The following is a 26706-nucleotide window of genomic DNA, read 5'->3' as shown; positions in this document are numbered from 1 at the left end:
GAGCCGACATCAGCGGCGAATCATCGACGCGCGGCGCCCGGGGCGACATGGGCGAGAACGCGCTCCCAAACCGCCGTGAGGGTCACCTCGCCGTTGACCGAGCCGATCTCGTCGTCGGGCACGACATCCATCTCGGCCGCCCGCATGCGCCCGACGTACCACTCGGCGTCGGCGACCGCCGCGGGCCCCTCTCCCCCGACGATCACGAGCGCTTCCGCGTCGAGATGGTCGAGGAGAGGGGTCCGCAGGTCTCGGCTCAAGGGGTCGGACGGACTCGCCACGCCGACGATCGCGAGGCGGTCGACGACCGGCCCCATCGCCGCGGCGAGGTAGATCGCTATCGGTCCGGCCGCCCGCTCCCCCACGAGTCCCACAGTCGCGCCGGGAGCCTCACGCTCGAGGAGATCGCGCAGCGCTTCGACGGTCAGGCCCGCGGGCGTCTGTCCGCCGAACACCGGCGGATCCTCGAGTTCGGGGGCGTCGAGCCCCACCGCCACGACCCGCACGTCATACCCCGAGGTCACGCGCGCATCGGGATCCGTCGTCGAGACATCGCCCGTACGCAGGACGAAAACCGCCCGCGGGGCGCCCGGTGTACCGAAGCTGCGGTAGCCCAGTTCGCCGTCGAGCCAGGGAGCCAGACTCATCGTGTCGTCCTCTCGTCGGCGGAGGTCGCCGCTCCGCCTCGGTCGCCCGTCGGTTCTTCGGCATCCGCTCCGGCACCACCACCCGGAAGCATCGCCCGGAGGGTGCTGATCGTGTCGGCCTCGACCGCCGGTTTGTCGGGGCGGTAGGCCTTCACACGGGCGAAGCGCAGGGCGATCCCGCCGGGATACCGCACCGACCGCTGAACCCCGTCGATCGCGATCTCGACCACGGTATCCGGGACGACGCGGATGCCGCCGGGCACCTCACCGGTCGCGCGGTCGGCGAAGTGCGCGGTCTGCCACCGCAGGAGTTCGTCGGTCAGCCCTTTGAAGGTCTTGCCCACCATCACGAAGCCGCCGGGGTCGCCGAACGTACCCTCGGGGTCACGCGCCCCGAGATGCAGGTTGGACAGCCACTCCGCGCGGCGTCCGGACCCTCGCTCGACGCCGAGCACCACCAGGTCGAATGTGTGCACCGGTTTGACCTTGAGCCAGCTCTTCCCCAGCCTCCCGGCGGCGTACGGCGCGTCGAGACCTTTCACCATCACGCCCTCATGCCCCGCATCGAGCGCCGCACGGGCGAAGGCATCGGCGTCATCTGCGTCGTCGGTCAGAAGCGCCGGGATGCGGTACTCCCCCGCGACGCGTTCCAGTTCGTCGAGTCGCGCCTCGAGCGGTTCGTCGATGAGGTCACGACCGTCGACGTGCAGGATGTCGAAGAACCACGGCCGCAGAGCGATCTCGCGGGCCGTTTCGGCGCCGAAGCGCGCCATCGTGTCTTGGAACGGGCGCGGGGCGCCGTCGCCGTCGAGGGAGAGCGTCTCTCCGTCCAGGATCACGTCGTCGACGGGGAGCGATCGCGCCACCTCGACGATCTCAGGCACGCGGTGCGTGACGTCGGCGAGCGTCCGGGTGAACACGCGCACCTCATCGCCGTGCCGGTGCACCTGGACCCGCGCACCGTCGAGCTTGTACTCCACCGACGCTCGGCCCGCGGCATCCAGAGCCTCCGCCACGGTCGCGGCGGTGGACGCCAGCATGGGCTGGACGCCGCGGCCGACCACGAGCCCGACGGCGGTGAGGTCATCGACCGAGCCGGTCAGGGCGATCACGGCGGTCTCACCCAGATCGCCCGACAGCATGGCGGCCCGCCGCACCGCGGCGCCGTCGCGTTCTGCGGCTCGCGCGATGGCATCCTGCAGGACGCCCTCGAGGGCGCCGGTCCGCAGCTCGCCCGTCATGATCCGGACCAGGGGCTGCCACTCGCTCGCGGTCGCGCGAGACGCGAGGTCGTCGAGGAGGACCGTGCGCGCGGCAGCGGATCCCGCTCCGCCGATCTCGACGAGACGCGAGAACGCCTCGTCGACCTCGCCGATCGTGAGGGTCGAATCCGCCGCGTGCGACCCACCGCGCGCGGACAGCGTGCGCCACCCGACGCCGAGCCGGCCCTGCCGGGGAGACGCCGTGAGCAGACCCACCGCCGGAACGATCTCGTCCGGCTCGAGGTCGCGGAGCAGGGCGGCCAGGGCGTCGACTTTGGCCAGGCGCGAGCGCGTGCTCGTCACTGCCGCGAGGGCCGTTTCGATGTCGCCGAAGAGCATGTCGGCATCCTGGCATCCCCCTCCGACATCGCCTCGACGCTTGCGCGACCGCGACCGCCATGGCACGTCGAGCCGGATGCCGGGACGGCGGGCCCTACAAGGCGGGTGACGGCCCGGTCTTCCATACGCGCCCCCTGCTCGCAACCCCCGAGGCGATGTCGGAGGTTCAGGGTGTGCTGGGGGTCTTCCCCAGGAATGAGGCACCGTGAACGCACCCGCCACCCTCGAACAGTCCGCCCGCACCGCCCGCGAGGTGTTCGGCTGGGACGACCTGCTGCCCGGCCAGGCCGAGGCGATCGACGCCGTCGTGGGCGGGCGCGACACGCTCGTGGTGTTCCCGACGGGCGCGGGCAAGTCGGCGGTTTACCAGATCGCCGGGTGCGAGCTGGGCGGCACGACCGTGGTCATCTCGCCCCTCCTGGCATTGCAGCGCGACCAGATCGACTCGATCGACGCCGCCCCCGACGCTCCCGCCGCCGTCGCGCTGAATTCCCGCACGAGCGCCTCGGCACGGAAGGCCGCGTGGGCGGCGATCGAGGGCGAAGACGCCGTGTACGCGTTCCTCGCGCCGGAGCAGCTCGCCAACGCCGAGGTGTTCGAGCGACTCGCGCGCTCCGACGTGCGGCTGGTGGTGGTCGACGAAGCGCACTGCGTGTCGGCCTGGGGACACGACTTCCGCCCCGACTACGCGCGCATCGGCGATGCCGTCGAGGCACTCGGGCATCCTCCGGTGCTGGCGCTGACGGCGACGGCATCCGCCCCTGTCCGCGACGACATCGTCTCGAGCCTCGGCATGCGCGATCCCCACCTCGAGGTACGTGGCATGGACCGCCCCGAGATCCACATGGCGGTCCGCCGCCACGAGCACGACGCCGACAAGCGTCGCGCCGTGCTCGCGGACGTTCAGGACGCCGAGGGCCCTGCGCTCCTCTACGTTGCCACGCGCAAGGGCACCGAGCTGTACGCGGACGAGTTGGGTGAGCTCGGGCTCCGGGCGGCCGCCTACCACGGCGCGATGGCGCAGAAGCGACGCGACGAGGTGCATTCCGCGTGGAGCGCCGGCGAGCTCGACGTCGTCGTCGCCACCTCGGCGTTCGGAATGGGTGTGGACAAGAGCGACGTCCGCCTCGTCGTGCACGCCGACGTGACCGAGTCGCTGGATGCATACGCGCAGGAGATCGGCCGCGCCGCTCGCGACGGTCAGCCCGCGCGGGCGATCCTCCACTATCGCGCCGAGGACTTCTCGCTGCGGTCGTTCTTCGCCGGCGGGCACACGAAGCGCAGCGACATCGCCGGTGTCTGGGATGTGCTGCGCCGCTCGCGCAAGCCGCTCCGGGCGAAAGACGTCGCTGAGCGGAGTGGTCGTTCCGTGCGAGTCATCGGGCGCGTGCTCAACCAACTCGTCGCGAGCGGTCTGGCCGTGTCGGGAGCCGAGGGCGTCTCCGTGCAGAAGAAGGTCTCGGCCGGCGACGCCGTCGCTGCCGTGCGCGAGCGCGACGAGGCCGAGGAGCGCATCCGTGCCTCGCGCATCGAGATCATGCGCGGCTACGCCGAGACCACGCACTGCCGCCGCCGCGCTCTGCTGGAGTACTTCGGTGTCGAGAGCCCCGCATCGTGCGGTTCCTGCGACCGCTGCGATGGCGGTGACGTCGCGCCGATCGAGGCCACGGGAGCGACCGACGACGGCGGGATCCGCGTCGACTCGACCGTCGAACACGCGGAGTTCGGGACCGGCACCGTCATGGGCATCGAGGACGACCGGCTGACGGTCTTCTTCCCCGAACACGGCTACAAGGTCCTCGCCCGCGCCGCGTTCGAGAACGGCATCCTGGAGCTCGGGGAGGCGGCGTAGAGCATCCCGCGTCGTCTGCGGTCGCCGTTGCGGGTGGAGGGCGGCGGGGCGGGGCGCGGAGCGTCCCGCGGCGAGAGCGGAACTCGGCGCGACGTCAGCGCCGACGCGTCGCCCACCAGGCCCACGCCACGAGCGGGACCTGCAGGAAGAGCCGGACGAACCGCGCGCGATCGGTGTTCAGGCCGGGTGCCGATCGACCCGTGCGCCACTGGTGCACGTTGCCGGGGAACACCGCGACGAAGAACGCGGCGATCGCCGCGCCGACTCGTCCGCGTTCTCGCGGGAGCGCGATGAGCGCGGTGCCGAGGAGCACTTCGGCCGCTCCGGATGCCACGACGATGGCGTCCTTGTCGGTGTGGAGCATTCTCGTCGCCCAGCCGGGCACGACGATGCGGTAGCCGCGACGACCCCACGTCAGGTGGCTGACGCCGGCGCCGACCAGGAGCAGGGCCAGGCCGCCGCGCGCGACGGAGCGGATGGTGAGACCTCGGGGGCGTGGCATCCGGTCAGTCTTTCACTCACGACGCGGTCGAGGGCCGGTCGCGCGAGCGTTGTCGGCGTGCGGCGTGCGTCGCGTTCCCTAAACTCGCCGCATGCCCGTCTCGGACTACATCGCCTCGATCCGCTCGCGCATCGGAACCGACCTACTGCTCCTGCCGGGAGTGACCGCGGTGATCCGGGACCGGGATCGGTTCCTCCTGGCCCGCCACCGTCACTCCGGGCTGTGGAGCCTGATGGGCGGAGCGGTGGAACCCGGCGAAGAGCCGGCCGAGGCCCTGCACCGCGAGGTCGGCGAAGAAACCGGAGCCGCCGTGCGCATCCGCGCGATCGTCGGCGTTTATGGTGGGGAACCCATGATGGTCACCTACCCGAACGGCGATCAGGTCGGATACGTGACCACCGCCTACGACTGCGAGCTGCTGAGCGCGGCCGTCGCCGACCAGGACGAGCTTCTCGAGGTGGGGTGGTTCGCGCGCGGCGAGATCGCCGCGCTCCCCCGCAGGGACTGGATCGATCGAGTGATCGCGGACGCCGGGGTGGGGCCGGAGGTCGTCGTCATCCGTCCGGCCACCCCTGAGGATGCCACGGCCATCGCCCGCGTGCACGCGAGGTCCTGGCGCGAGACCTATGGCAAGTTCGTCGACGACCCCGAAACGAACCCCTGGTTCGCCGTCGAGCGTCGGATCGAGATGTGGACGACTGCCCTCGAAGACACCGCCACACCCCCGATGGTCGCGGTGGCCGACGGCGAGATCATCGGCTTCGCCGCCGCGCAACGGACGCCCGAGCCCGAGGCCGTGCGTCCCGAGGAAGTGACGGCGCTCTACGTCCTCTCGTCGGCGCACGGCAATGGTGCCGGGCAGGCGCTGCTCGACGCTGTGATCGCAGACCGGCACGCATCGCTCTGGGTCGCGGCGGACAATCCGCGTGCTGAGGCGTTCTACCGACGCAACGGGTTCCGCCCCGACGGCGCCGTATCGACGTTCGGGCCGATCCCCCGAACCCTGAGGATGGTCCGGTAGCCCCTGCGTCAGGACGGTGCGAGAAGTCCTTCCTCCCCGGCAGTTCGCGCTCGACGAGTGCGACCGCGTGGGCCCACGCTGCTGAATCGAAGTCTCACCCGCGCCGGATCAGCCCTGACCGGGAAGACCGAAGCTGGTGCCGGGATCGGGCGTCGGGCACACCGAGGTCGAGCCGAGCGCGACGACGTCGGCTTGCACCGCGACGCTGGAACCTCTCCGATCCACCCGGAAGAGGACGCCCTGCTGGGAGAGGTCTTCCGGGGTGAAGGCGACGGTGGCGGAGGTCGGCGGCGGGGCGTCGCCGAATGAGCCGCCCCCGGTCGTGGCCTTGAGACCGGCGGGCGGGTTATCGCGAATCCATTCGATCGTCTCGTCCACACCGGTGTTCGGGACGAGCCATTCCCCGTGACGCCCCGCGATGGGGGCGCAGATCCATCCGGCGAACGACGTGTACAACCGGGTGTTGTCGTCCGTGCGCACCGCCCCCGCGGGCAGTGCGATCGCGCCGAGCCACGCATCGGCTTGGGCGATCGAGGCGGCGTCCGGTGTGGACGCGGGCGTCGGCGTGGGCTCCGAACCGAGGTTCGACTCCGTGGCGGGCGGTGGGCCGACCGAGGCCGCCGCGGCGTTGCCTGTGGGAGCGTCCCCGGCCGCCGGCGCACCGGTGCAGGCGGAGAGCAGCGCCGCAGTGGCCGCGATCGTCACGAGGGTCACCGGAAGTCGCCGCATGGGCCCATGCTACGGCGCGCGGCGCGGCGAACATCCGCGCGGGGTCCCGCAGCCACCGCCGTGGCACGCCGACAGGCACGGATCGGCCGGCGCGAGAACCGTGCGACGACTGTCGCCGTCGGCCCGCGCGAAGACGGATCGGCGGCGCCCCCTCCCGTCAGCTCGGCGAAGGTGCCGTCCGCCGCACGAAATCGACGTAGGCCTCCACCGTGTCTTCCGGCACGATCGCGCGGAGCACGACCTCGTCGGTCACCGCGGTGTACGCCTCGAGTGCACCGCTCAGCTCGGTGACGTCGCGGATCGTCGTGTCGGCGGCATCCACCCCCATCCGCGCGAAATTCGCGGCGTAGTTCGGGAACGACGCGTATCGCTCGGTCTCGGCGGCGAGGCGTGCTCGGGCGCCGGGAACGATCGCCGTTCTCACGTAAACGGCGACATGGGCGGCCGGTGCGACCTCGTGAAGGACCTCGGTCTGCGCGCGTGCCTCGACCGGCGGCACCCAGTTGAGAAGCACCCCCTCGGCCCGCTCGACGCCGGTGCGGCGCATTTTCGGGCCGAGCGCGCCGACGAGCACACGCGGCATGCCCGCGCCGTGCAGCACCTCGATCGCGTCTCTGACGCGTGCCAGTGCCCCCTCTTTCGCCACGCCGGACCCGATGCCCAGCGTCAACCGGTCGAGGGGAAGACCGAGGGATGCCACCTCCGCGGCGATCTCATCACCGGGTCGACGGTCGACGGGCACGACTCCCGTGGCGAGGTGCAGACGGTCCGTCACCGTCGCCGCCGCGGCGAGCGCGGCAAGAGCGTCGCCGTCGGGGGTGTCGTTGATCCAGAGCGCGTGGAACCCGGCTCTCTCGACCTCGGGGGCGATGCGCGCGATGGCGTCGGGGCCGAGCGCTCCCGCGAGTCCGAGCGAGACGACACCGCGGGTCATGACACCCCTCCGGCGTTCGGGACAGCGATCGCCACCTGACCGACCGCGGCGTAGAAGGCCGCGAGGTCGACGTCATCCGTCGGGAGCAGCACGACATCGTCGACACCCGCGGCCTGGAACCGGGCGACGCCGTCGGCGACCTCCGACACCGAACCGGCGAGCACCCGATCCCCGGCATCGGGTCGGTCACCCGCCGCGGCGATTGCCCTTTCGCGGGCGTCGGGACCGAAGGCCGTGAGCACGTAGGCGACGACGTCGGTGCGGCCGTCGCGACCGGCATCCGCTCGCCCCGCCCGCACCACGCCGACGGCCTCGGCGATCTCGTCGACCGTGTGCCGGCTGTCGAGGATGACACCGTCGGCGACGGCACCGGCGAGAGCCAGCGTCTTCGGCCCCTCGGCCGCCGCGTAGACGAGCGGAGCCTCGGCGGGCGGCCAGTCGAGGGCGACCTCGCGCAGTCGGACGTACCTCCCCTCGGCGCTGACCGTGTCGCCCGCGAGCAACGAGCGGAGGGCGGGGAGCTGCTCGTGCATGAGCGTGAGCGGCGAGGCGGCCTTCGCCCCGACCTGACGCATCCAGTCCTGTACGCCGTGTCCGAAACCGGGGAGGAGCCGCCCGGGGAACATGCGCTCGATCGTCGCGACCTCCATCGCCGAGGCGGCGACGTTGCGGAGGGGCAACGGCGCGATCCCGACGCCGATGCGCAGGTGATCGGTGACGGCCAGGGCGGCGGCTGCGGCGGCCCAAGCGGAGGAGCGGAAGCAGTCTTCCCACAGCCACAGCTCCTCGATGCCGGCGTCTTCCGCCGCGCGCGCGGCGTCGCGCAGCTGCTCGGGCGGGTGGGGGTAGGGGCTGAAGATCGTGCCGATACGACTCATCCCTCTACTCTGCCCCGAACCTCCGACATCGGGCGAGGGTCGTGGCATCCGGTGGGCCGATCTGCTGGGGGCCCACGGGCTACCGCGTACCGTCCGGCGGAGATCACCGGCAACACGCCCACACCGACCCAGCCCCACCGGCGTGTCGCCCCCGAACTCCGCGCGACGGCACGGCCCCACGCCGGCCCCGAAGCCGGACGAACTCCGCAGGACGGCCCAGCCCGTACCGGCCCGCCGGCCGTCCGCTCACGGGCAGCCCCGTACCCTCCGGCGGAGATCACCGGCAACACTCCGCCACCGGCCCACCCCCACCGGCGTGTCGCCCCCGAACTCCGCGCGACGGCACGGCCCACCCCGGCCCCACGGCCCCGGCCCCAAGGCCGCCCACCCCCGACCACCCCGTGACGTCCCGCGGAGATCCCCGAACACGCGAAAGGCCCCCGGAACCCGAAGGTTCCGAGGGCCTGGAGCCCGACGGCCCTACGCCGCGAGAGCCGCGGACGCCGCGCGGACGACGAAGCCCGAGGCGTCGGCATCCACCGTCACCGCTCCCCCGTCGTTCAGCTCGCCCGACACGAACAGGTCGGCGATGCGGTCGTCGACCTCGCGCTGGATGAGGCGGCGCAGCGGCCGTGCGCCGTACTCGGGCTCGTACCCGACCTCGGCGAGGCGGTCGACGGCCGCGTCGGTGACCTCCAGAGCCACGTCGCGCGAAGCGAGTCGCCGCGCGGACGCGCCCAGCAGCAGCCGCACGATCTCGCGCAGCTGCGCCTTCTCGAGCTTCTGGAACAGGACGATGTCGTCGATCCGGTTGAGGAACTCGGGCCGCATCGCCTCGCGCAGCTTGCCCATGACGCGGTCGCGCACGTCCTCGGCGGCGAACTCGCGCGTCGCGAAGCCGATCGCGCCGGAACGGGATGCCAGGATCTCGGCGCCCAGGTTCGAGGTCATCACGATCACCGTGTTGCGGAAGTCGACCGTGCGTCCCTGGCCGTCGGTCAGGCGTCCGTCGTCGAGCACCTGCAGCAGCAGAGTGAACACGTCGGGGTGCGCCTTCTCGATCTCGTCGAACAGCACGACCGCGTAAGGGTTGCGTCGGACGCGCTCGGTGAGTTGACCCGCCTCGTCGTAGCCGACGTATCCGGGAGGGGCACCGACGAGGCGCGACACGGTGTGGCGCTCGCCGAACTCGCTCATGTCGAAGCGGATCACGGCACCGTCGTCGTCGAAGAGCGACCCCGCGAGGGCCTTCGCGAGCTCGGTCTTGCCGACGCCCGTGGGGCCGAGGAAGAGGAACGAACCGACGGGACGGTTCTCGTCTCCCATGCCCGTGCGGTTGCGGCGCACGGCCTTGGCGACCGCGGTGACGGCGTCGTCCTGCCCGATGACCCGGGCGTGCAACTCGTTCTCGAGCTGCGAAAGGCGTCCGCGTTCAGTCGCCGTCAGTCGGGCGACCGGGATGCCGGTGGACCGGCTGATCACCGCGGCGATCTCGGGCTCGTCCACCACGGCCGCGACCCGGGGGCCACGCGTCGCGTCGTCGAGCCGGGCCTGCACGGCGGCCATCTCGTCGCGCAGGCGCGAGGCCTCCTCGTAGTGCTCGGCTGAGACGGCGGCGTTCTTCTCCGCCTCGAGAGTGGCGAGCCGCTCCAACAGCGACGAGGTGTCGACCGAGACCCCGAGCTTCAGACGCAGGCGCGCTCCGGCCTGGTCGATGAGGTCGATCGCCTTGTCAGGGAGCACGCGGTCGGGAAGGTACCGGTCGCTCAGCTCGACGGCGGCGCGCAGCGCGTCGTCGGTGTAGGTGACGGCGTGGTGCTCCTCGTACGCCGAACGCAGACCGCGGAGGATCTCCACGGCATCCGTCAGCGAAGGCTCGCCCACGCGCACCGGCTGCAGACGCCGCTCGAGAGCGGGGTCCTTCTCGATCGTGCGGTACTCACGCAGCGTGGTCGCGCCGATGAGACGCACGTCGCCGCGCGCGAGACGCGGCTTGAGGATGTTGCCCGCGTCCATCGATCCGTCGCCGCTGCCGCCCGCACCGACGAGGGTGTGCACCTCGTCGATGAAGACGACGAGCTTCTCGGATGCCGCGATCTCCTCCATCGTCTGGGTGAGGCGCTCCTCGAAGTCGCCGCGATAACGTGCGCCCGCGAGCATCGCCGCGAGGTCGATCGAGACCACGCGGGTGCCGCGGAGCTGTTCGGGAACCTCATCGGCGACGATCGCACGAGCCAGTCCCTCGACGATCGCGGTCTTTCCGACGCCGGCCTCGCCGATCAGGACCGGGTTGTTCTTCGTCCGGCGGCTGAGGATCTCGATCGTCTGCTCGATCTCGTCGGACCGGCCGATGACCGGGTCGAGCTCGCCCGCCGTCGCGAGGGCGGTCAGGTCGGTGCCGAAGCGGTCGAGATACGGGGTCGTGGATGCCGTCTGCTCGGGCGCGGAACTCGGCTCGCCGCCCACGACGGTCTCGCGCACGCCCTGGGTCAGGGCCTCGGCCGTGACACCGGCCTGCGCGAGGATCTGCCCGGCGGGCGCGTCCTGCGCCAGCACGAGCGCGAAGAAGAGGTGGTCGGGGTCGACGTAGGTGGATCCTGCGGCCCGCGCGACCTGGAAGGCGTGGAACAGCGCGCGCTGGACGGAACCGGCGACGACGGCCCCGTCGACGTCGGCAGCGGGACCGGCCGCCGGGAGGCGGCTCTCGGCGGCGCGGGCGATCGCGACCGGGTCGGCGCCGAGGCGCGACACGGCCTCGCGCGCGGGCGACTGCCCCACGAGGACGTGGAGCACGTGAAGGGCGTCGAGCTCGCGCTGGCCCCGACCGAGTGCGTACCGGCCCGCCGCCTGCAACGCCTCTTGCGTGCGGGCGCTCAGGAACCTGCTGAGGTCGATGGACCGTTCGGCGCGGGCGCGCTCCCCCGCGAGGTAGCGGGCGAGGAACTCGTCGAACGACTGGGCACCGTTGTCCCCGGCGTCGGGGGTGAAGTCTTCGGGCACGAATGTCTCCTGTGATACATGAGTCAAGCTCACTCAAGTTTGAGACTTGAGCGGCCATGTATCAACTTCAACGACGTGGTTCCGAGGTTATTCCCGGCAATCTCACGCGCGCAGCGCGGGATCGGTGGCGTCCCAGAGTTCGACCGTCTGCACGAGCCAGAACACCGCGAACAGGACCACCACGACAGACTCCCCGAGGAAGATCGCCGGCACACCCCCCACGGTCGCCGTCGCCGCTCTTCCGGCGACCAGCACCGCGACCAGGGCGATCAGCACCCCCAGGATGCCGACCGCGACCACGGCGTACAGCACCCGGAAGCGACGCGCGGCGCGTTGGGGCCGCCACGCCGACACGGCGGCGACCACACCGATCACCGAGAAGAACCCGACGGCCGCGACGTTGTGCGCACCGCGGAGGAACGTCGGGAAGTCGGCGAGAGCCCACGACACGAATCCGACGACGATCAGCGCGATCCCGACCAGCGTCACGACAGTCCCCCACCCCGCGGACCCCTGCGTGCGAGCGAGGACCGCGGCGAAGATCAGGACGACGACGGAGAGGGATGCCACCGACACGCCGTTGTTGATCACTCCGGCGACCGCCGCACCCGGCACGCACACCGCGGCGCCCTCGCAGGAAGCGTCGGAGATCGGCGTGGGCACCAGCGCGACGACGAGAGCGAACACCGCCGCCACGTCGAGGAGTCCCTGCTCGATGCTGCGCCCGGAGAGGACGAGGAGCGCCAGCGCGATCGCGCACAGGCTCCCCACGAAGAGATCGCCCGCCGGCGTGTAGAACGCGGCGCTGATCGAGGAAAGCACACCCGCACTCGCGACCTCGAGCCCCACGGACAGCGCCAGAACGAGGGTCGCCGCCACGATCGACAACCGCACGTATCGGTAGGTGCGCTGGGTCGACGTCGTGCGGATCCGCATGCCCACATCCTGGCACCGGCCACCGACATGACCAGGCCGGGGCCGCGGATACCCGCCCACCCCGACCGTCGGCGCATCCGACCCGTGTCGGAGGCGTCTGCCAGACTCGTCGCCATGCGCGACTTCCTCGCCGGCGCCGGCCTCCTGCTCCGTGGTCTCGGCCAGTGGCGACGCACGCCGGGCGCGATGGCACTGGGGCTCATCCCGGGTGCCGTCGTCGGTCTGGCGTTCGGCGCCGCGCTCGTGGGGTGGGGCTTCTGGCTTCCGAGCCTCGTCGACGACTGGACGCCGTTCGCCGACGGATGGGAACCGTTCTGGGCCGCCGCCCTCCGCGTGGCAATCGGGGTCGCGTCGTTCGGTGCGGTGCTGTTCCTCTTCGCGGTCTCGTTCACCGCCGTGACGTTGACGGTCGGCGAGCCGATCTACGACCGGATCTGGCGCGCGACCGAGCGCTCCGCCCTCGGCGCGGTGCCGAACGTCGAGTACGGCTTCTGGCGGGGAGTGGGCGACAGCGCGCGGCTGGTGCTCCGTGGCATCCTGGTCGCACTTCTCGCGTGGCTGCTCGGGCTCATCCCCCTCGTCGGAGGGGTGCTCGGGGGTGTCGTCGGCCTCCTGCTGACCGGCTGGCTCCTCGCCGACGAACTCACCTCCCGCGCGCTCTCGGCCCGTGGCCTCGACCGCCGGGCGCGACGCACCCTCCTTCGCGAGCACCGCGCGAAGGCCCTCGGGTTCGGCGTCGCGACCCAGATCTGCTTCCTCGTCCCGCTCGGCGCGGTCGCGATCATGCCGGCGGCCGTGGCGGGGAGCACGCTCTGGGCGCACGCCGCGCTCGGCGAGAAACCGTCCCGCGACGCGGTCGAGCCCGAGGCACGACCCGCCGACCCGGCACGGTAGCCTGGAGCGACCGAAGGGATCCTCATGTTCATCGTCTCGCTCATCCTGTTCGTCGGGGGCATGCTGCTCACCGGCCTCTCGTTCTCGCTCGCGGCCCCCGCGCTGTTCTTCGCCCTCGGCATCATCCTGGTCTCGGCATCGTTGGCGCTGCCCTTCCACTTCGGCACGCGGTAAACCGGGAGCATCGGCCATGACGACCTATACCGTGGCCGACTACCTCCTCGATCGACTGGCCGAATCGGGAGTACGGCACTTCTTCGGCGTTCCCGGTGATTTCACGCTCGCCTTCCTCGATCACGTCGAGCGCCATCCGCTCATCGAATGGGTCGGGTGCGCGAACGAGCTCGGCGCGGGCTACGCCGCCGACGGCTATGCGCGCCTCCACGGCCTCGGCGCCCTCAGCACGACCTTCGGCGTCGGCGAGCTCTCGGCCATCAGTGCGGTCGCCGGCAGTTACGCCGAGCATGTCCCCGTCCTGCACGTCGTCGGCGCTCCCACCACCGCGGTGCAGGCAGCGGGGCGGGCGAGCCACCACTCCCTCGGCGACGGCGACTTCGGCCACTTCGCCCGCATGACCGCCGAGGTCACCGCCGCTCAAGAAGCGCTCACCGCGACGGATGCCACGGCCCAGATCGACCGCCTCGTCACCGAGGTGCGCCATCGGCGCCTACCGGGATATCTGCTGATCCCCGCTGACATCGGCGAGACGCCCGTCGACCCTCCGTCCGAGCCGCTCCCCTCCCCCGACACCGTCACCGACCCCGCGGTGCTCACCCGGTTCCGCGATGCGGTCGCCGCTCGACTGGCCGTGGCCGACTCCGCCGCCGTCCTCGCCGACATCCTCGTCGCGCGCCTCGACGCCGAAGACCACCTGCACCGCGTCCTCGAGAGCGGAGTGCCGCACGCCTCGTTGCTGTGGGGCCGCCGCGTCGTCGACGAGTCGGCATCCGGGTATCTCGGTCCCTACCTCGGTGCGGCGAGTGCTCCCGCCGTCCGCGCGGGCATCGAAGAAGCCGACGTGCTCGTCATGGCGGGCGTGCAGTTCACCGATCTGACGAGCGGGTTCTTCTCGCAGCACATCGACCCGGCGCGCACGATCGAGATCCGCGGCGAGCACGCGCGCATCGGCGACGACGACTTCCGCCCGCTCGCGATGCGGGACGCCCTCGACGCCGTCGCCGACGAACTCGCCGCGCTCCCCGGTCGCTTCGCGGTCGATGCGGGAGCCCCGCCCGTCGCTCCGCGACCGGCCGCCGAAGCGGGTGACGCGCTGTCGCAGTCGGCGCTGTGGCACGAGGTGGCCGCCTTCCTCCGCGACGGCGACACCGTGCTCGCCGACCAGGGCACGTCGTTCTACGGCATGGCCGGAGAACGCCTGCCCCACGGCGTCGTGTTCGGTGGTCAGCCGCTGTGGGCCGCGATCGGTTTCACGCTGCCGGCGATCCTCGGTGCCGCGCTCGCCCGACCCGAGCGGCGCCCGGTGCTGCTGATCGGCGACGGCGCCGCCCAGCTCACGAGCGCCGAGCTCGGTACGCTCGTGCGCCACGGCGTGCCGGCGGTCATCGTCGTGGTCGACAATGGCGGCTACACGGTCGAGCGCGTGATCCACGGCCTGCACGAGGAGTACAACGACATCGCGACGTGGGATTGGACCGCGCTCCTCGGCGCGATGGATCCCGCCGGTACGAACGTCGGTGTGCGCGTCGACACCGTCGGGGCTCTCAGCGACGCACTCGCCGCGGCGCGGCGATCGGAGGGGCTGACGCTCATCCAGGCGGTCGTCCCGCAGGACGATGTGCCGCCGGTACTCGCCGACCTGGCCGCCGCCGCGGCCGCCGCGAACCGCCGGTCCTGACGTCTCGCAACCGGCCCGGCCCACCGTCGGCGAGGTCGCGCGCCGGGTACCGTGTCCGAGTGCCGTTCTCACTCGATGCCCTCCGCCGCTGGCCCGATCTCGAGGCACCCGACCTGCTCGCCGTGGACGCGGCCGACCGGCTGATCCTCGACGAGTCCGCCGAGGCCCGTGCGGGTCTCGCGGACGGACAGCTCGTCGTGATCGGCGACGCCTACGGGGCACTCACCCTGGCCTCGGCCGCTGCCGGAGCGCGCGGCATCCGGGTACATCAGGACGAGCTCACCGGCGAACAGGCCCTCGCGGCGAACGCCGAGACGACGCAGCTCACCGGATCGTTCACCTCGCACGCCCGGGATGCCGCCCTCCTCGAGAACGCGCGCGTCGTGCTGCTGCGTCTGCCGCGGGCGCTGCGTGAGCTGCACGACATCACAGGGCTCATCGCCCGATACGCCCACCCGGACGTGGTCGTCTTCGCGGGCGGGCGGCTGAAGCACATGACCCTGACGATGAACGACGTGCTCCGCAAACGGTTCGAGCGGGTCGACGTCTCGCACGCCCGGCAGAAGTCGCGCGTCCTCATCGCCCGCGGGCCGCACGACGGCGCCGACCCCGAACCGGAGAGGGCGCGGATCGACGGACTCGAGATCCGCGCGTTCGGCGGCGCGTTCGCCGGGGCGTCGCTCGACATCGGCACCCGGCTTCTCCTGGCCCACCTCCCCGAGCCGCGCGACGCGGAGGCGATCGACCTCGCGTGCGGCACCGGCATCGTCGCCGCGACCCTGGCGACACGGCATCCCTCCCTCCGGGTTCTCGCGTGCGACCAGTCCGCGATCGCGGTCGAGTCGGCGCGCGCGACGGCCGAGGCCAACGGCGTCGCCGACCGGGTCACGGTGGTGCGCGACGACATGCTGCGAGGCCGGCCCGACGACAGTGCGTCGTTCATCGCGCTCAACCCGCCCTTCCACTCGGGGGCGGCGGTCACCGAGGGCATCGCCCCGCGCATGTTCGCCGAGGCGGCGCGCGTGCTCCGGCCGGGCGGCGAACTCTGGACGGTGTGGAACTCCGCGCTGCAGTACCGGCCCGCCCTCGAGCGTCTCGTCGGGCCGACCCGGCAGGTCGCCCGCGATCGCAAATTCACGGTGACGGTGTCGACCCGGACGGCGTAGATTCTCGTCATCAGCGCGAGGAGGCGCCATGCGACGTCGCATCATCGGGGTGCCGATCGCCGTCGCCGCCCTGGCGGTCCTCGTCACCGGCATCCCCACGACGGCGGCTGTGGCGGCCTACACCGATCCTCTCGGGACCACCGTCACGACCCCCCTGTTCGCCGACTGCTCACGGGTGGACGCGAGCGGCCGCGAGTACGCGCGCCGTCACGGCATCGCCGTGTGCGCAGCCAACACCACCCCGCCGGGGGTCGCACTGCGCACCGAAGCGGTCGGTGGCGAGGAGTGCGGCGCGCTCACCCTGACGGCGATGAGCTGGGGCCGGGGTGTCGCGGCGGTCACGTGGAGAGCGTCTTCGGGGACCGGTCCGATCGACGGCGTGGACCTGACTGTGTCGGTCTCGGGACGGGCGGGAACCACGGTGCACCGCTTCTCGGGGCCGACGGGCTCGACGCCCGCGAGCGAGGGGATGGTGACGTACGTCGGCACCGGTCTCGCGGTCGTGACGATCTCGGGAACCGTCGAGACGGCCGTGGCGGCCTGCTCGCTCTCGTCGGCTCCCGCGCGCATCGGGGTGCGCTGAGGCGGGTCTCAGCCCTTGCCACCGGGAGGGCCGACGATGAGCAGCACGACGAAGACGAGCGCGACGACGGCGACGAGGACGAGCCCGAGCACCCACGGCCGGCGCAGGAAGAACCGCAGCGAACGGTCGATCGGACGCCTGTCGCGCGGGTCGCCGCTGTCGTCGAGACGCCACGCGCCGCGGAGGCGCCCCGACCGCTGCAGCCACACCTCGGTCGGGATCGTCGCGTACGGGATCACCGCGCTGACGATCGCCACGGCCGCCGGGACGAATCCCCATCGCTGGTTCAGCGCCACGAGCACCGCCGTCGCGCCGTAGGCGAGGAACACGAACCCGTGGATGCCGCCGCCGATGCTCACCGCGATCGGGAGGTCGGCGGTGGCCCGCAGGATGAGCCCGCCGATCAAGAGGGTCCACGAGATCGCCTCGGCGATCGCGAGCGTGCGGAACAGGGTCAGGGGCGTGCGGAACACGTCTCTCCTCGGGCGGGGTCGGGAATCCCGGGGTCGGGGTTTTCCACCCTACGGAACCCGAGGCCGCGGCATCCCGGGTCTCCTCGACGTCGAACGACGCTCACTCGGTGGGCTGGTCGTCCTCCTCGAGCGACGGGTCCGACCTGTCGGCCTCGGCCGCGGTCGACGTGTCGGGCTCGGGACCGGGTTCGATGGGGCGCTTCTCTCGCTCGGTGTCCATTCCTCCACCCCATCAGATCGGCGACCGGATGCCAGGGACTTGACGACGCGGGGCGGGATGGCCGCACCGCGCCCGGGCCAAACTCCTGAGCATTCGGGAGCGCTGGGCGTGCCACGGCGCCCCGAGGTGCCACAGCCCCGTTATCTCAGGAGTTTCGCCCAGCCCGCCGCGGAGGCGGATCCGAGCGCCCTATGGGGGGCGCGTAGGCTGGAGGGATGGCGGAATCCCGGGGGCGCGTGTGGACCGGGGTCATCCGGGTGGGGCCGCGACAGGGCGATCATCGCGTCGCGCTGCGGGCCGTGATCAGCGTCGGTGCTCCCCTTCTCGTCCTTCTTCTGATCGGCCGCCTCGATCTCAGCGTGTACGCGAGCTTCGGCGCGTTCGCCGCGCTGTACGGCCGCGCCGACCGCCCGCGCACGCGCGTCGGGATGCAGGCGACCGCCGGCGCCGTCCTCGTCGGATCGATGCTCGTCGGGACGCTCCTGTCGTTCCTCGCGACGCCCGCGCTCGCGAGCGTCGCGGTCGTCGCCGTGCTGGCGGCCGCGGTGACCCTGTTCGCGTACCGCAAGCGCTGGCACCCGCCGGGGGCCCTGTTCGCGGTGTTCGCTGCGGGGGCGACGGCGAGCTTTCCCGCGACGGCGGCGACCTTCGGCCTCGTGCTGCTCGTCGGCGGCGCGAGCGTCGTCTGGAGCCTCGTCGTCACGACGGCATTCGCGCTCGGCCGCCGCGCGTCGTGGCGACGCCCCGAGCGCACGCGCCCGCCGATCGGTCCCGTCGCGTGGGAGATGACGGCGACGGTCGGCGTCGCGGCTCTGCTCGCCGGCATCGCGGGCGCGCTGTTGATCGGCACGCACTGGTACTGGGCCATGGTCGGCGCGGTCGCCGCGGTCGGCGGTGCGCACGTGACGGCCCGTCTCATCCGAGGTGTGCAGCGCTTGGTCGGAACGCTCCTCGGCGTGCTGATCGCGGCCGGACTCCTCGCCCTCGACCTGCCGCCGTGGCTCGTGATCGTCGTCGCCGTCGCCCTGCAGGCCGGCGCCGAGCTGTTCGTGGGCCGCAACTACGGCATCGCGATGATCTTCATCACTCCGCTCGCGCTCCTCATGGTCTCGCTCGCCTCACCGGTCACGCCCGACCTGCTGCTGCGCGATCGCGTGCTCGAGACGGTCATCGGCGTCGCCGTCGGAACCGTGGTGGCGATCGTGTCGGCGGGGCTCAGGCGCCGTTCCCCGGCAAACTGACCCCATGGATGCCGAAAACGCCCGCCGTCTCGGAACCGATGCCGCCGAGCGGATCAGTGCGGGATGCTACGGCGCCCTGGTCTCGGCATCCACTCTCATCGGTCTCGGCGACGCCGATCTGAGCGACGTGATCCTCGTCGTCGCGCTGACGAACGTCGTCTACTTCGCGACCCATGTCTTCGCCTACTCGCTCGGCGACGTCTCGGCGAAGCGCCCGTCGTCGATCGTCCGACACCACCTCGCGGTGAGCGCGCCGATGGTGTCGGTCACCTTCCTTCCCCTGATCGTCGTCGTGGTGCTCGTGGCGACGGGCGTCGACCTTCCGACCGCTCTGCTGTGGGGCGTCGGCGTGGCGATGGCCTATCTCGTCGCCGTGGCGACGACCGGCGCGCGCCTTCGCGGCTACTCGCCGATCGTGGTGATCCTCACCGCCGTCGGCGCCGCGGTCATCGCCGGGCTGCTGATCGTGGCGAAGCTGCTGCTGCACTGATCGGGCCGGGGCGCGCCGCACTCAGACCGGCGTCGTGGTGTGGTCGCCGTGCCGGTGAACGATGCGCCAGGCGCCGTCTTCGCGGCGCCAGACGTGCGTGACGCGGACGACGAACGCCCGCGGCTCGGCGCCGTCGACCGACAGCACACCGCTCTCGCGCCCCGCGGTCATCGCCCAGTCGTCGCCGACGAGCACGCGGTCGTACTCGGGCACGAGGGTTCCGCCGCGGAAGCGGCGCGCCACGACCTCGAGGGTGGCCGCGACGTCGGCGGCGGTCGTCGCGTGCGTCCCGAACCCGCCCATGAGGGTGGCGTCGTCGGTCCGTGTCCACAGCGACGCGAACGGGCGCGGATCGCCGTGGCCCATGGCATCCAGGGCGCGCTCGAGGTCGCGGAGGGCGTCGTCGAAGGTCATGCGAACATCGTCGCGCACTCGCGCCGTCATGTCGCGCACGCGTGTCACCCGCCCGCGTCGCCGGCGATGTCGGCGGGCCGTGACATGCTGGGTCCTCGTGAGCCCGTCTTCTGCCGTCCCCCATCTCACCGTCGTCGGCGCGATCAACGTCGACCTCACCGCGCGCGTCGAGCGTGCTCCGGCCGCAGGAGAGACCGTCGCGGACGGGGTGCTCCAGCGCGGACCGGGCGGGAAGGGCGCGAATCAGGCCGTCGCGGCCGCCCGACTGGGCGCCCAGGTGCGGATGGTCGGCGCGGTTGGCGATGACCTCGACGGGCGCGGCATCCGGGATCAGCTGGCCGCCGTGGGCATCGACGCCTCGGGCGTGCAGACCACCGAGGCCGCCACCGGCACCGCGCTCATCGTCGTCGATGCGACCGGCGAGAACTCGATCGTCGTGTGCGCCGGCGCGAACGCGGCGATCGACCCGGGCGCACTCGGCATCGAGAGCGGCGCCGCGGTGCTGATGCAGTTGGAGGTTTCGGATGCCGTCGTCTCGGCCGCCGCGGAGACCGCGGGCTACCTCGCACTGAACGCCGCTCCCGCGCGGCCGCTGCCCCCCGGGGTCCTCGAGCGCTCGGACCTCGTCATCGTGAACGAGACGGAGTACGCGCAGCTCCCCGAGGTGCACGACGCTCCGCTGCTCTGCGTGACGCTCGGCGCCGACGGCGCCCGCCTGTACCGCCACGGCGAGGTCGTCGCCTCGGCGGAAGGAGTGCGCACGACCGTCCGCAACACCGTCGGAGCGGGCGACGCCTTCTGCGCGGCGCTCGTGTGCGGACTCCTGCGCGGTGACGCCGAGGCCGACGCCCTCGCACGCGCCTGCGCCGTGGGAGCCGCGGCCGTCGCCGACGACGCGTCGCAACCCGCCCTCGAACCCCTCGACGCGTACGGAGCATCCGTATGACCCGCCGCCCGATCCTCGTCGACTGTGACACCGGCATCGACGACGCCCTCGCCCTGGCGTACCTGCTGGCCGAGCCGAACGTCGAGATCGTGGGCGTCACGACGGTGTCGGGGAACACGCATGCCGCCCGCGCGGCCGCCAACACCCTCTCGCTGTTCGAGCTCGCCGGGGTGGACGACATCCCCGTTGCGATCGGAGCGCACGACTTCCGCGGGCGTGAGTACGCCGGCGGGGCCCCGCACGTCCACGGCGCGGACGGGGTCGGCGGGATCGCGCTGACGGCCGCCGCCCGCGCACATGACGCCCGCGCGGCCGTCGAGCTCATCGATCACCTGGCCCAGCGGCATCCGGATCTCACCGTGCTCGCCCTCGGACCTCTCACGAACCTCGCCGCGTACGCCGAGACCCCCGGGGTGGCCGCTCTCGATCGGCTCGTGATCATGGGAGGCGCGTTCTCGCACTCGGGCAACGTGACCGCGTGGGCCGAAGCCAACATCCACAACGACCCCGAGGCCGCCGCCGTCGTGTTCGCGCAGGACTGGGACATCACCGTCGTCCCCCTCGACGTGACGATGACGCAGACCCTGGATGCCACCGACCTCGTGCGCCTCGACGCGATCCCCGGCGCTCTCCCCCGCGCGTTGGCCGCGATGCTCCCGGCCTACCTCGACTTCTACGAGGGCCGCGTGTTCCCCGACCGCCGCTGCGCACTGCACGACCCGCTCGCCGCGATGGTCGCCGCGGGATCGCTGCGCGGGGTCAGCGTCGCCCGCGGACGCATCGACGTGCGCCTCGAACGCGGCGAACGCGGTCGCACCGTGTCGTCGCACGCGTCCGATACGCAGCGCTGGGTGCGCGGCATGGAGGGCTCGGCGGTCGAGCTGCTGCTGGACCGCCTCGAGCGGCGGGTGTGGCCGGGCTGAGACATCGCGACAGCCACGGCTGCGACTGCCGCTCTCTGCGATGGGTTGCCATCGATGTATCTGTTCGCGAGTCGAAAGGCCTCGTGCCCATGTTCGCGCTGGTATCGGAGTACCGGCCGATCACTGAGAAGCCGTGTCGCCGGCGGAATCGGGACACCAGCGTTCACCTGGCAGAGGGAATCTCGGAGACCTCGCGCGGTCTCAAGACACGAGATCCGTTGTCGCTCGTCAGTGCCTTCGCCAAGCCGTCGTCCTCTGCTCGAATGCCCGAACGATATGGGCCTCGGCCCCGGGATGAGCACGTATCGTCGGCCGCACGAAACTGCGTTACGCCCGGACCTTCGCCGGGCTCGGCTCCGGCGACGTTACCGGAGATACTGGGCAGCAAGAGTCCTCGTCATCTGTTCTGCCCGCACGGAGAGCGCCTCGAGCTTGTGAGCAGGCATCTTCGCGAAGTTCGTTGGGTAATGCGCGATGGAGTCTCGCGGGACCAAGTCAGCGATAGGTGGCAACTTCTTGTCGTTCGTGCCCAGGTAAACGTGCAGCATGCCATTCAGTTCTGCAGCGTGCTGGTGGAGGCGGCTGCGCGTCCCGTCCTGCGCACGGCCGTGAGCAATGCCGAAGGTCTGTGCCGCTCGCCCCGGGAAGTGACGGGCGGGTGCACGTCGATACTGTCCGCGTCCAGAGTCGACGACAATGATGGTGTCAAGGTTGTACACGTGGGCGGTGTGATCTGTCGAGCGGCCGGGCAGCAGCGGCGTCACTCCGAGGTTGTCATAGACGCCCCCGTCAGTGAGCGCTAGAGTCGTCCGGGTCTTCGCACCGTCGCGGTCTTCGAACTCGTAGCGCCGCACCAGCGGTGGCAACAATAGTGGAAATGCTGCAGATGCGGCCACGGCATCGGCCACAGTGACTTCCCCTGTGATCCGTCCCAGAGACCAGCTAGCGCTTGTCTTGCTGCCGAATCGCACCGCCTGCCCACGACTTAAGTCGGTCGCAGTGATGACGGTCTCAAGATCTTCGCGGTTGACGGCATCCATGCGAACGTCGAGGCCTCGTCCGCGCAGGGCCGTCGCCAGCGCCTCCGTCCGGGAGAAGGCACGAGGCCTGCCGAACCATGCACCTTCAACAGACGCTGCGGTTGACCGCGCCACGGCCGCCGGGGTGAAAGCGCGTCGCGCGAGCTCCGTCTGCAGACCCTTTCGCAGAAGTCGACGAACGTCGAGATCGAATGAGTCGAAGTCGTTAGGGCCGTACGCCCACATTGCAGCGAGCACACTACCGCCACTGATTCCAGATACAACCCGAACGGAATCCAGCAGGTCCTGGTCGTGGAGGGCGCGCATCGCGCCGAGCCCGAACGCCATCGCCCGAAAGCCTCCGCCGGACAACGCAAGTCCGATCCTTCTCGGCGTGGCAGTCACGATGTCGCTCCGGGGTCCGAATGAAATCTTCTCGGATAGGAGAATCCTCCGGCGAACACTTCGTCTGCACCGCGAGAAAGAACGCTGACAATAGCCGGCACCTCGAGGTCGGCTCCGCTCAGTGTGGAAACGCGCGCATAAATGGACGGCTCGGCACCACCATCGAGCCACTGTTCCCACGTCGGACCCCCGAGTATCACCATGAGCGCCCGTTTACCCACGCGTTCCCGATTGACCAGACGCCACATGCCCTCATCGTCGGTGGAAGAGGGGGAGGCAGCGCCACCCGGATGCGAATGCCACAGCCCGACAAAGCTCTGACGATTGTGCGTGACCTCACGGCGGTGGTCTACGAGGTCCTGCGTGCCGACGACTCCGTGATCGAAGAAGCTAGCTGACAGTACGCTGTCTGGCGGCGGCCCGATCGCACGGTCGATGTGAAGGATGAGGCACGCGTCGTCGAACGCTCCGAGCATCATCCCACCAGTCTCGATGCGGTCGCCGCGGAGCCGTCGCCCTCGCCGAGCTTCTGTGCGCATCTCTGCCAACGCTTGCTGTGACATCCGGATCTCATACCGCCCCGAGTTCTTGTCCGGGAGGACGAGATCCGACGCCCACGTCCTGATATCGACAGCAGGCTTTGTTCGGCTCGAACGGCGCACAACAACCGCTGACATCTCATCGGAGTGCGCCGCTAGTGCGGCGAGGGTCTCGTTCAGGAGCATGCTGGCGAGTGCGCTGACGTCAGCATGCGATCCAGTGAAGGTCGGCGATGAGCATCCTGGCTCCGGGAAGAACAGATCAGTGCGAGGTTCGCGCGGGAAAAAGTCGTTGGCGATGTCGTCGAGGCCCGGCGAGGCAACGGCTTCGATCGCAAGCCGACGCAGTACATCCACCGGACCACCCGAAACGCCCCGAGCAGAGATGGTTCCGAGCCCGTGGCTCGCATCGTGGCCGATCATAACGCTTACAACAGCAGGCCACCGGCCACGGTGATCCATTCGGTGCCGCTCAAGCGCGTTGCGGACGCCAACGTCTGCTGTCGCGTCGATGACTAGGTCAAAGTCAGGTGCTTGCGCTGCGGCGGAAAGAACGCTGGTCACGACGTCGCCGAGCAGCGGCTGCACGTTGAGGTCACCTCGAATGGTGCTGAGGCGCTCGGCGAGCACCTGAGCTTTGGGTCGGCCGATGTCCGCGTCCGAGTATGGCTGTCTGGTCAAAATCCCTGGGTTGACGCGTCCCCTGTCTGCGACAGCCAACTCGCTGACGCCAGCCCGAACGCAGTGCTCTGCTATAGGCGCGCCAAGCGCTCCTGACCCGAGGACGAGCACGCGCTTGCCTCGCAAAGTAGCGCTTACAGCGCCAGCATCACGAGGTCTAGTTACCTCGGCCCGGTCCTCCCACACACGCATCCAGGTGACTTTTGAGACCTCGACCCACATACGTCCCAGCTCGTACAGCTCATCGCGCTTGTCTTTCATGACGCCGAAGTCGCCTTCGCTGACGAGGTTGGCGACCTTTGCCCCCATATCGTCAAGCTGCCACGCGCTCAGATGCGCAAGGAGTGCACGGTCGACCCGTCGGGCCGGTGTCCCGACAATAAGGAGTGCCGGTAATGGTTCGCCGCGCTCCTGCTTCTCCTCGATGAAGTGGTTGACAAGCCGCGCCCTTGATAGCTCTCCGAGCAGGGATTCTCGCGCGACACCACCGGCTTCAAGCGAGTCAATGAGAGGCTTGGCCCTGTCCGGGAACTCGAATCCGAGCTGGTCGGACATCAGCACCACGGGCGTAACAAAATAGGCGTCGCCGAGAGCGTCTTGGGGCTCGAAGTTGGCAGCTAGAATCCGGTCAAGCGTTTCTGGCCAGGCAAGCCATTCAATTACTTCAGCGCGATAAGTCCGCTGAACGCACCACGCGTAAAGGATCTTGGTTCGCTCTGCCTGGTCATCACTGCACCACGGGACCATCTGCCCTAGATCTGGCTTTACCAGGAGGTGCCCGGCTGCAGAAGAGGAGTACACAGCAGGCGGATGGAGCGGCTGCCCTTCGGGGTCGAGAGTCCCCGCCGCAGCTCTCTCCAACCAGCTGATGAGACGATCCAGGTACCCGCGGATCCCGTCTCCGGGATTCCATTCGACAGATGGCGCAGCATAGAGGCAAAGCTGCCTTCCCCACTGAACGTGAGCAGTTTTCGCCCAGCGCGCGTGGCTCGCCGCGATGCTCGGAGCAGCAAAAGGAAATGCCTCCGGAACAATGATGGTGAAACGTTCGCGGGCACGCACCCGGATTCCTCCGGGTGCGTGTGCGATGCCTCGCGTGTCGAGAGACACCTCGAGGAATGTCAGACCGTTCTTTGCTGAGGTTGCGAGCAGTTGGATGGGTCCGTCTGGCGTCGCGAGCGCTGTGATCTGCTCGACAGCGAGCGTGTTCACTGCCCAAATCCGACGGCGGTCGCGGGTGCCGCGTCTCCGCCTCGGTCCTGCGACGTCGCCTGGCGCACCTGCGCAGGACCCGAAGCGGCCGCAACAGCCGTCCCTGTGGAGGCAACGGCGCCTGCGAGGATGCTCGCGCGGGCGAGCACGGTTGCCAGCCGCGAGTCGGCGTTCGCGAACGCAAGCTCCTTGGAGAGATTCGCGGACGCGGCCAGCTCGACCGTCTCATCGCGCACGATCCCAGCTCCGGCGGCGGAGACGCCGAAAACTATGGGTGAAGGCTCGTTGACGTCTAGCCAGTCCATAGTTACGAGTAGCTCGTCGGCCATCTCGCGGTATCGATCCGCTGCCATCTTGTGCGGAGGGTTCGCGCCGTCGCTGTCCTCATCGGGGATGGTATGGCTGCTGGAAACGATCACCGCACCATCACGCTGATGCTCAACGAACTTGTCAAGTACATCGTCGAGAAGCAGCTCGGTGCCGTCCACCGACTTCAAGTACATGACCTTCTTCGAGCAGTGGTGAGGAGCAAGCAAAAGGTCCCACTGCAGCTTTTCCGTACGTTCGTGCTCCTCGCTGTAGCTCATGATCTTCATGATGGTGTCGTGAGCAAGGTCCCCAAAAAGTAGAAGCTTCCCATCTACCCCGGATTCGTCGCGAAGCGTCACCTGCATTGCGAGCGATGTCTCGTTCCGTGACGCTGCCGCATCTGCCGCGAAGGGAGCATGGATGAACGCCTCAAACACATCACTGCAGTCGACGCCGTCGAGTGCGGTGACGGACTTGCCAGGTCCGCTCTTGAACTCCGCCGGAAGCTCGTCGTACGCGTGCTTGTCGTGGTCTGTGTCATAGCCGAAAACGATAATCCGGTCACCACTTTGAGGCGTCCTACCGTCCGCAACATCCGACAGAACCGCGGCAACGCGTCGCTCGGCCTCCTCCTGAAACGCTTGAGCGTCCTTGCACAGGCCATCTTCTGAGCCGTCGAGGTACTCGCGCCACAGCCGAGGGGTTGCCCATAGCTCGCCAATAGTGACCTTGTCGAGCAGATCCGCAAACCCTAGGCAGTGGTCCTTGTCAGCGTGGGTTAGCGCGAACACAGCCAGGTACGGACGCCCGTCTCGCACGGGCAAGCTCGCTGCGAGTTCGTCGACGACAGGGCGCTCAGGGTTGTCGTCGGAGTCCGCCTTCGCCATGTCATGCAGGTCGATCTGCATCACAAGCTCTTCGCTGATGACGAGCGTGGTGCTGTCGCCTGTGCCAACCGGCCAGAATACGGCGCCTCGGGTCGGAAGTGCTTCGGTCATCTGATTGACCTCCTCATTGTCACAGCCTGTTCGGGAGTGGCTCGCCGCGGACGATAAAAACTTTCTACGTTGGCCGTATTCCCCAGATGCGACCACGTCCCCAGCGACTTGCCGACCACGCGTCGCCCCGGCCTCTCAGAAATCCTGGTAGCCGCAACGATCGCGAGAATGGCCACTGAACTCCAGAATCCCGTGGGTGTTCTTGCAGGATCGGACATGACTTTCGAAGGACAACCGG

24 protein-coding genes are annotated in these 26706 nt (G+C 70.1%); 11 read left to right on the top strand and 13 right to left on the bottom strand.

Annotated features, from left to right (window positions below):
- Window positions 1-20 precede the first annotated feature (20 nt).
- Window positions 21-647: a hypothetical protein gene (locus tag QE388_RS12985; protein ID WP_275799757.1), complete on the bottom strand. Its 627-nt coding sequence runs from the start codon at window positions 645-647 to the stop codon at window positions 21-23.
- Entirely contained in the window at window positions 644-2248 is a 1605-nt protein-coding gene (locus tag QE388_RS12980) for an ATP-dependent DNA ligase (RefSeq protein ID WP_307385704.1), read from the bottom strand. The genes QE388_RS12985 and QE388_RS12980 overlap by 4 nt, the downstream gene beginning before the upstream one ends.
- A gap of 205 nt (window positions 2249-2453) precedes the next feature.
- On the opposite strand from QE388_RS12980, the gene QE388_RS12975 reads away from it, so the two are divergent.
- Window positions 2454-4100, top strand: a complete 1647-nt coding sequence (locus QE388_RS12975) for an ATP-dependent DNA helicase RecQ (RefSeq protein ID WP_307385703.1) — start codon at window positions 2454-2456, stop codon at window positions 4098-4100.
- A 94-nt stretch (window positions 4101-4194) separates the two neighbouring features.
- Here QE388_RS12975 and QE388_RS12970 read toward each other — a convergent pair whose 3' ends face one another.
- Window positions 4195-4602 carry a hypothetical protein gene (locus tag QE388_RS12970; RefSeq protein ID WP_081319288.1) on the bottom strand — a complete coding sequence of 136 codons (408 nt, stop codon included), beginning with the start codon at window positions 4600-4602 and terminating at the stop codon, window positions 4195-4197.
- A gap of 91 nt (window positions 4603-4693) precedes the next feature.
- On the opposite strand from QE388_RS12970, the gene QE388_RS12965 reads away from it, so the two are divergent.
- Window positions 4694-5623 (top strand): GNAT family N-acetyltransferase, encoded by a 930-nt coding sequence (locus QE388_RS12965; protein WP_307385702.1) that lies wholly within the window; start codon window positions 4694-4696, stop codon window positions 5621-5623.
- Window positions 5624-5731: 108 nt separating this feature from the next.
- Here the strand turns inward: QE388_RS12965 and QE388_RS12960 are convergent, their stop codons facing one another.
- From QE388_RS12960 to QE388_RS12940, 5 genes are all read right to left on the bottom strand, one after another.
- Entirely contained in the window at window positions 5732-6352 is a 621-nt protein-coding gene (locus QE388_RS12960) for a hypothetical protein (protein ID WP_307385701.1), read from the bottom strand.
- A 157-nt stretch (window positions 6353-6509) separates the two neighbouring features.
- Complete coding sequence (locus tag QE388_RS12955; protein ID WP_307385700.1) at window positions 6510-7286, bottom strand: LLM class flavin-dependent oxidoreductase; 777 nt, start codon at window positions 7284-7286, stop codon at window positions 6510-6512.
- Window positions 7283-8164, bottom strand: coding sequence for an LLM class flavin-dependent oxidoreductase (locus QE388_RS12950; RefSeq protein ID WP_307385699.1), 882 nt, complete (start codon window positions 8162-8164; stop codon window positions 7283-7285). Before QE388_RS12950 ends, QE388_RS12955 begins: the two co-directional genes overlap by 4 nt.
- A 480-nt stretch (window positions 8165-8644) precedes the next feature.
- The gene (locus QE388_RS12945) at window positions 8645-11164 is read right to left on the bottom strand and encodes an ATP-dependent Clp protease ATP-binding subunit (RefSeq protein ID WP_307385698.1); all 2520 of its coding nucleotides are present in this window, start codon (window positions 11162-11164) and stop codon (window positions 8645-8647) included.
- A gap of 102 nt (window positions 11165-11266) precedes the next feature.
- Window positions 11267-12100 (bottom strand): hypothetical protein, encoded by an 834-nt coding sequence (locus QE388_RS12940; RefSeq protein WP_307385697.1) that lies wholly within the window; start codon window positions 12098-12100, stop codon window positions 11267-11269.
- 114 nt (window positions 12101-12214) lie between these two features.
- On the opposite strand from QE388_RS12940, the gene QE388_RS12935 reads away from it, so the two are divergent.
- From QE388_RS12935 to QE388_RS12915, 5 genes are read left to right on the top strand one after another with little or no spacing between them, the layout of a single operon-like run.
- Window positions 12215-12994: an EI24 domain-containing protein gene (locus QE388_RS12935; RefSeq protein WP_307385696.1), complete on the top strand. Its 780-nt coding sequence runs from the start codon at window positions 12215-12217 to the stop codon at window positions 12992-12994.
- 24 nt (window positions 12995-13018) lie between these two features.
- Window positions 13019-13168 carry a hypothetical protein gene (locus QE388_RS12930; RefSeq protein ID WP_013585971.1) on the top strand — a complete coding sequence of 50 codons (150 nt, stop codon included), beginning with the start codon at window positions 13019-13021 and terminating at the stop codon, window positions 13166-13168.
- A gap of 16 nt (window positions 13169-13184) precedes the next feature.
- On the top strand, window positions 13185-14849 hold the full coding sequence (locus tag QE388_RS12925) for an alpha-keto acid decarboxylase family protein (protein ID WP_307385695.1): 1665 nt from the start codon (window positions 13185-13187) through the stop codon (window positions 14847-14849).
- 59 nt (window positions 14850-14908) lie between these two features.
- A complete protein-coding gene (locus tag QE388_RS12920; RefSeq protein ID WP_307385694.1) occupies window positions 14909-16015 on the top strand; it encodes a class I SAM-dependent methyltransferase in 1107 nt (368 codons plus the stop codon).
- A 28-nt stretch (window positions 16016-16043) separates the two neighbouring features.
- Window positions 16044-16598, top strand: coding sequence for a hypothetical protein (locus tag QE388_RS12915; protein WP_307385693.1), 555 nt, complete (start codon window positions 16044-16046; stop codon window positions 16596-16598).
- Window positions 16599-16606: 8 nt separating this feature from the next.
- Here the strand turns inward: QE388_RS12915 and QE388_RS12910 are convergent, their stop codons facing one another.
- The gene (locus QE388_RS12910; RefSeq protein ID WP_307385692.1) at window positions 16607-17071 is read right to left on the bottom strand and encodes a DUF3817 domain-containing protein; all 465 of its coding nucleotides are present in this window, start codon (window positions 17069-17071) and stop codon (window positions 16607-16609) included.
- 435 nt (window positions 17072-17506) lie between these two features.
- Between QE388_RS12910 and QE388_RS12905 the strand changes: the two genes are divergently transcribed.
- On the top strand, window positions 17507-18532 hold the full coding sequence (locus QE388_RS12905; RefSeq protein WP_275799742.1) for an FUSC family protein: 1026 nt from the start codon (window positions 17507-17509) through the stop codon (window positions 18530-18532).
- A 4-nt stretch (window positions 18533-18536) separates the two neighbouring features.
- Window positions 18537-19022: a hypothetical protein gene (locus tag QE388_RS12900; protein WP_275799741.1), complete on the top strand. Its 486-nt coding sequence runs from the start codon at window positions 18537-18539 to the stop codon at window positions 19020-19022.
- A 21-nt stretch (window positions 19023-19043) separates the two neighbouring features.
- Here the strand turns inward: QE388_RS12900 and QE388_RS12895 are convergent, their stop codons facing one another.
- Window positions 19044-19436: a nuclear transport factor 2 family protein gene (locus tag QE388_RS12895; protein ID WP_275799740.1), complete on the bottom strand. Its 393-nt coding sequence runs from the start codon at window positions 19434-19436 to the stop codon at window positions 19044-19046.
- A 97-nt stretch (window positions 19437-19533) separates the two neighbouring features.
- Between QE388_RS12895 and QE388_RS12890 the strand changes: the two genes are divergently transcribed.
- A complete protein-coding gene (locus tag QE388_RS12890) occupies window positions 19534-20382 on the top strand; it encodes a ribokinase (protein ID WP_275799739.1) in 849 nt (282 codons plus the stop codon).
- Complete coding sequence (locus tag QE388_RS12885) at window positions 20379-21305, top strand: nucleoside hydrolase (RefSeq protein ID WP_275799738.1); 927 nt, start codon at window positions 20379-20381, stop codon at window positions 21303-21305. The genes QE388_RS12890 and QE388_RS12885 overlap by 4 nt, the downstream gene beginning before the upstream one ends.
- A gap of 365 nt (window positions 21306-21670) precedes the next feature.
- On the opposite strand, the gene QE388_RS12880 is transcribed toward QE388_RS12885, so the two are convergent.
- Genes QE388_RS12880 through QE388_RS12870 form a run of 3 tightly spaced genes read right to left on the bottom strand, consistent with a single transcriptional unit; the run spans window position 21671 to window position 26468 of the window.
- Window positions 21671-22729, bottom strand: coding sequence for a patatin-like phospholipase family protein (locus tag QE388_RS12880; protein ID WP_307385691.1), 1059 nt, complete (start codon window positions 22727-22729; stop codon window positions 21671-21673).
- Window positions 22726-25161, bottom strand: a complete 2436-nt coding sequence (locus tag QE388_RS12875; RefSeq protein ID WP_307385690.1) for a ThiF family adenylyltransferase — start codon at window positions 25159-25161, stop codon at window positions 22726-22728. The genes QE388_RS12880 and QE388_RS12875 overlap by 4 nt, the downstream gene beginning before the upstream one ends.
- The gene (locus tag QE388_RS12870) at window positions 25158-26468 is read right to left on the bottom strand and encodes a hypothetical protein (protein WP_307385689.1); all 1311 of its coding nucleotides are present in this window, start codon (window positions 26466-26468) and stop codon (window positions 25158-25160) included. The genes QE388_RS12875 and QE388_RS12870 overlap by 4 nt, the downstream gene beginning before the upstream one ends.
- Window positions 26469-26706 lie beyond the last annotated feature (238 nt).

This window comes from Microbacterium sp. SORGH_AS_0969, assembly GCF_030818255.1.
Taxonomy (GTDB): Bacteria; Actinomycetota; Actinomycetes; order Actinomycetales; family Microbacteriaceae; genus Microbacterium.
Note: the sequence above shows the minus strand (reverse complement) of the source record. Positions and strands in the feature narration are given on the sequence as shown.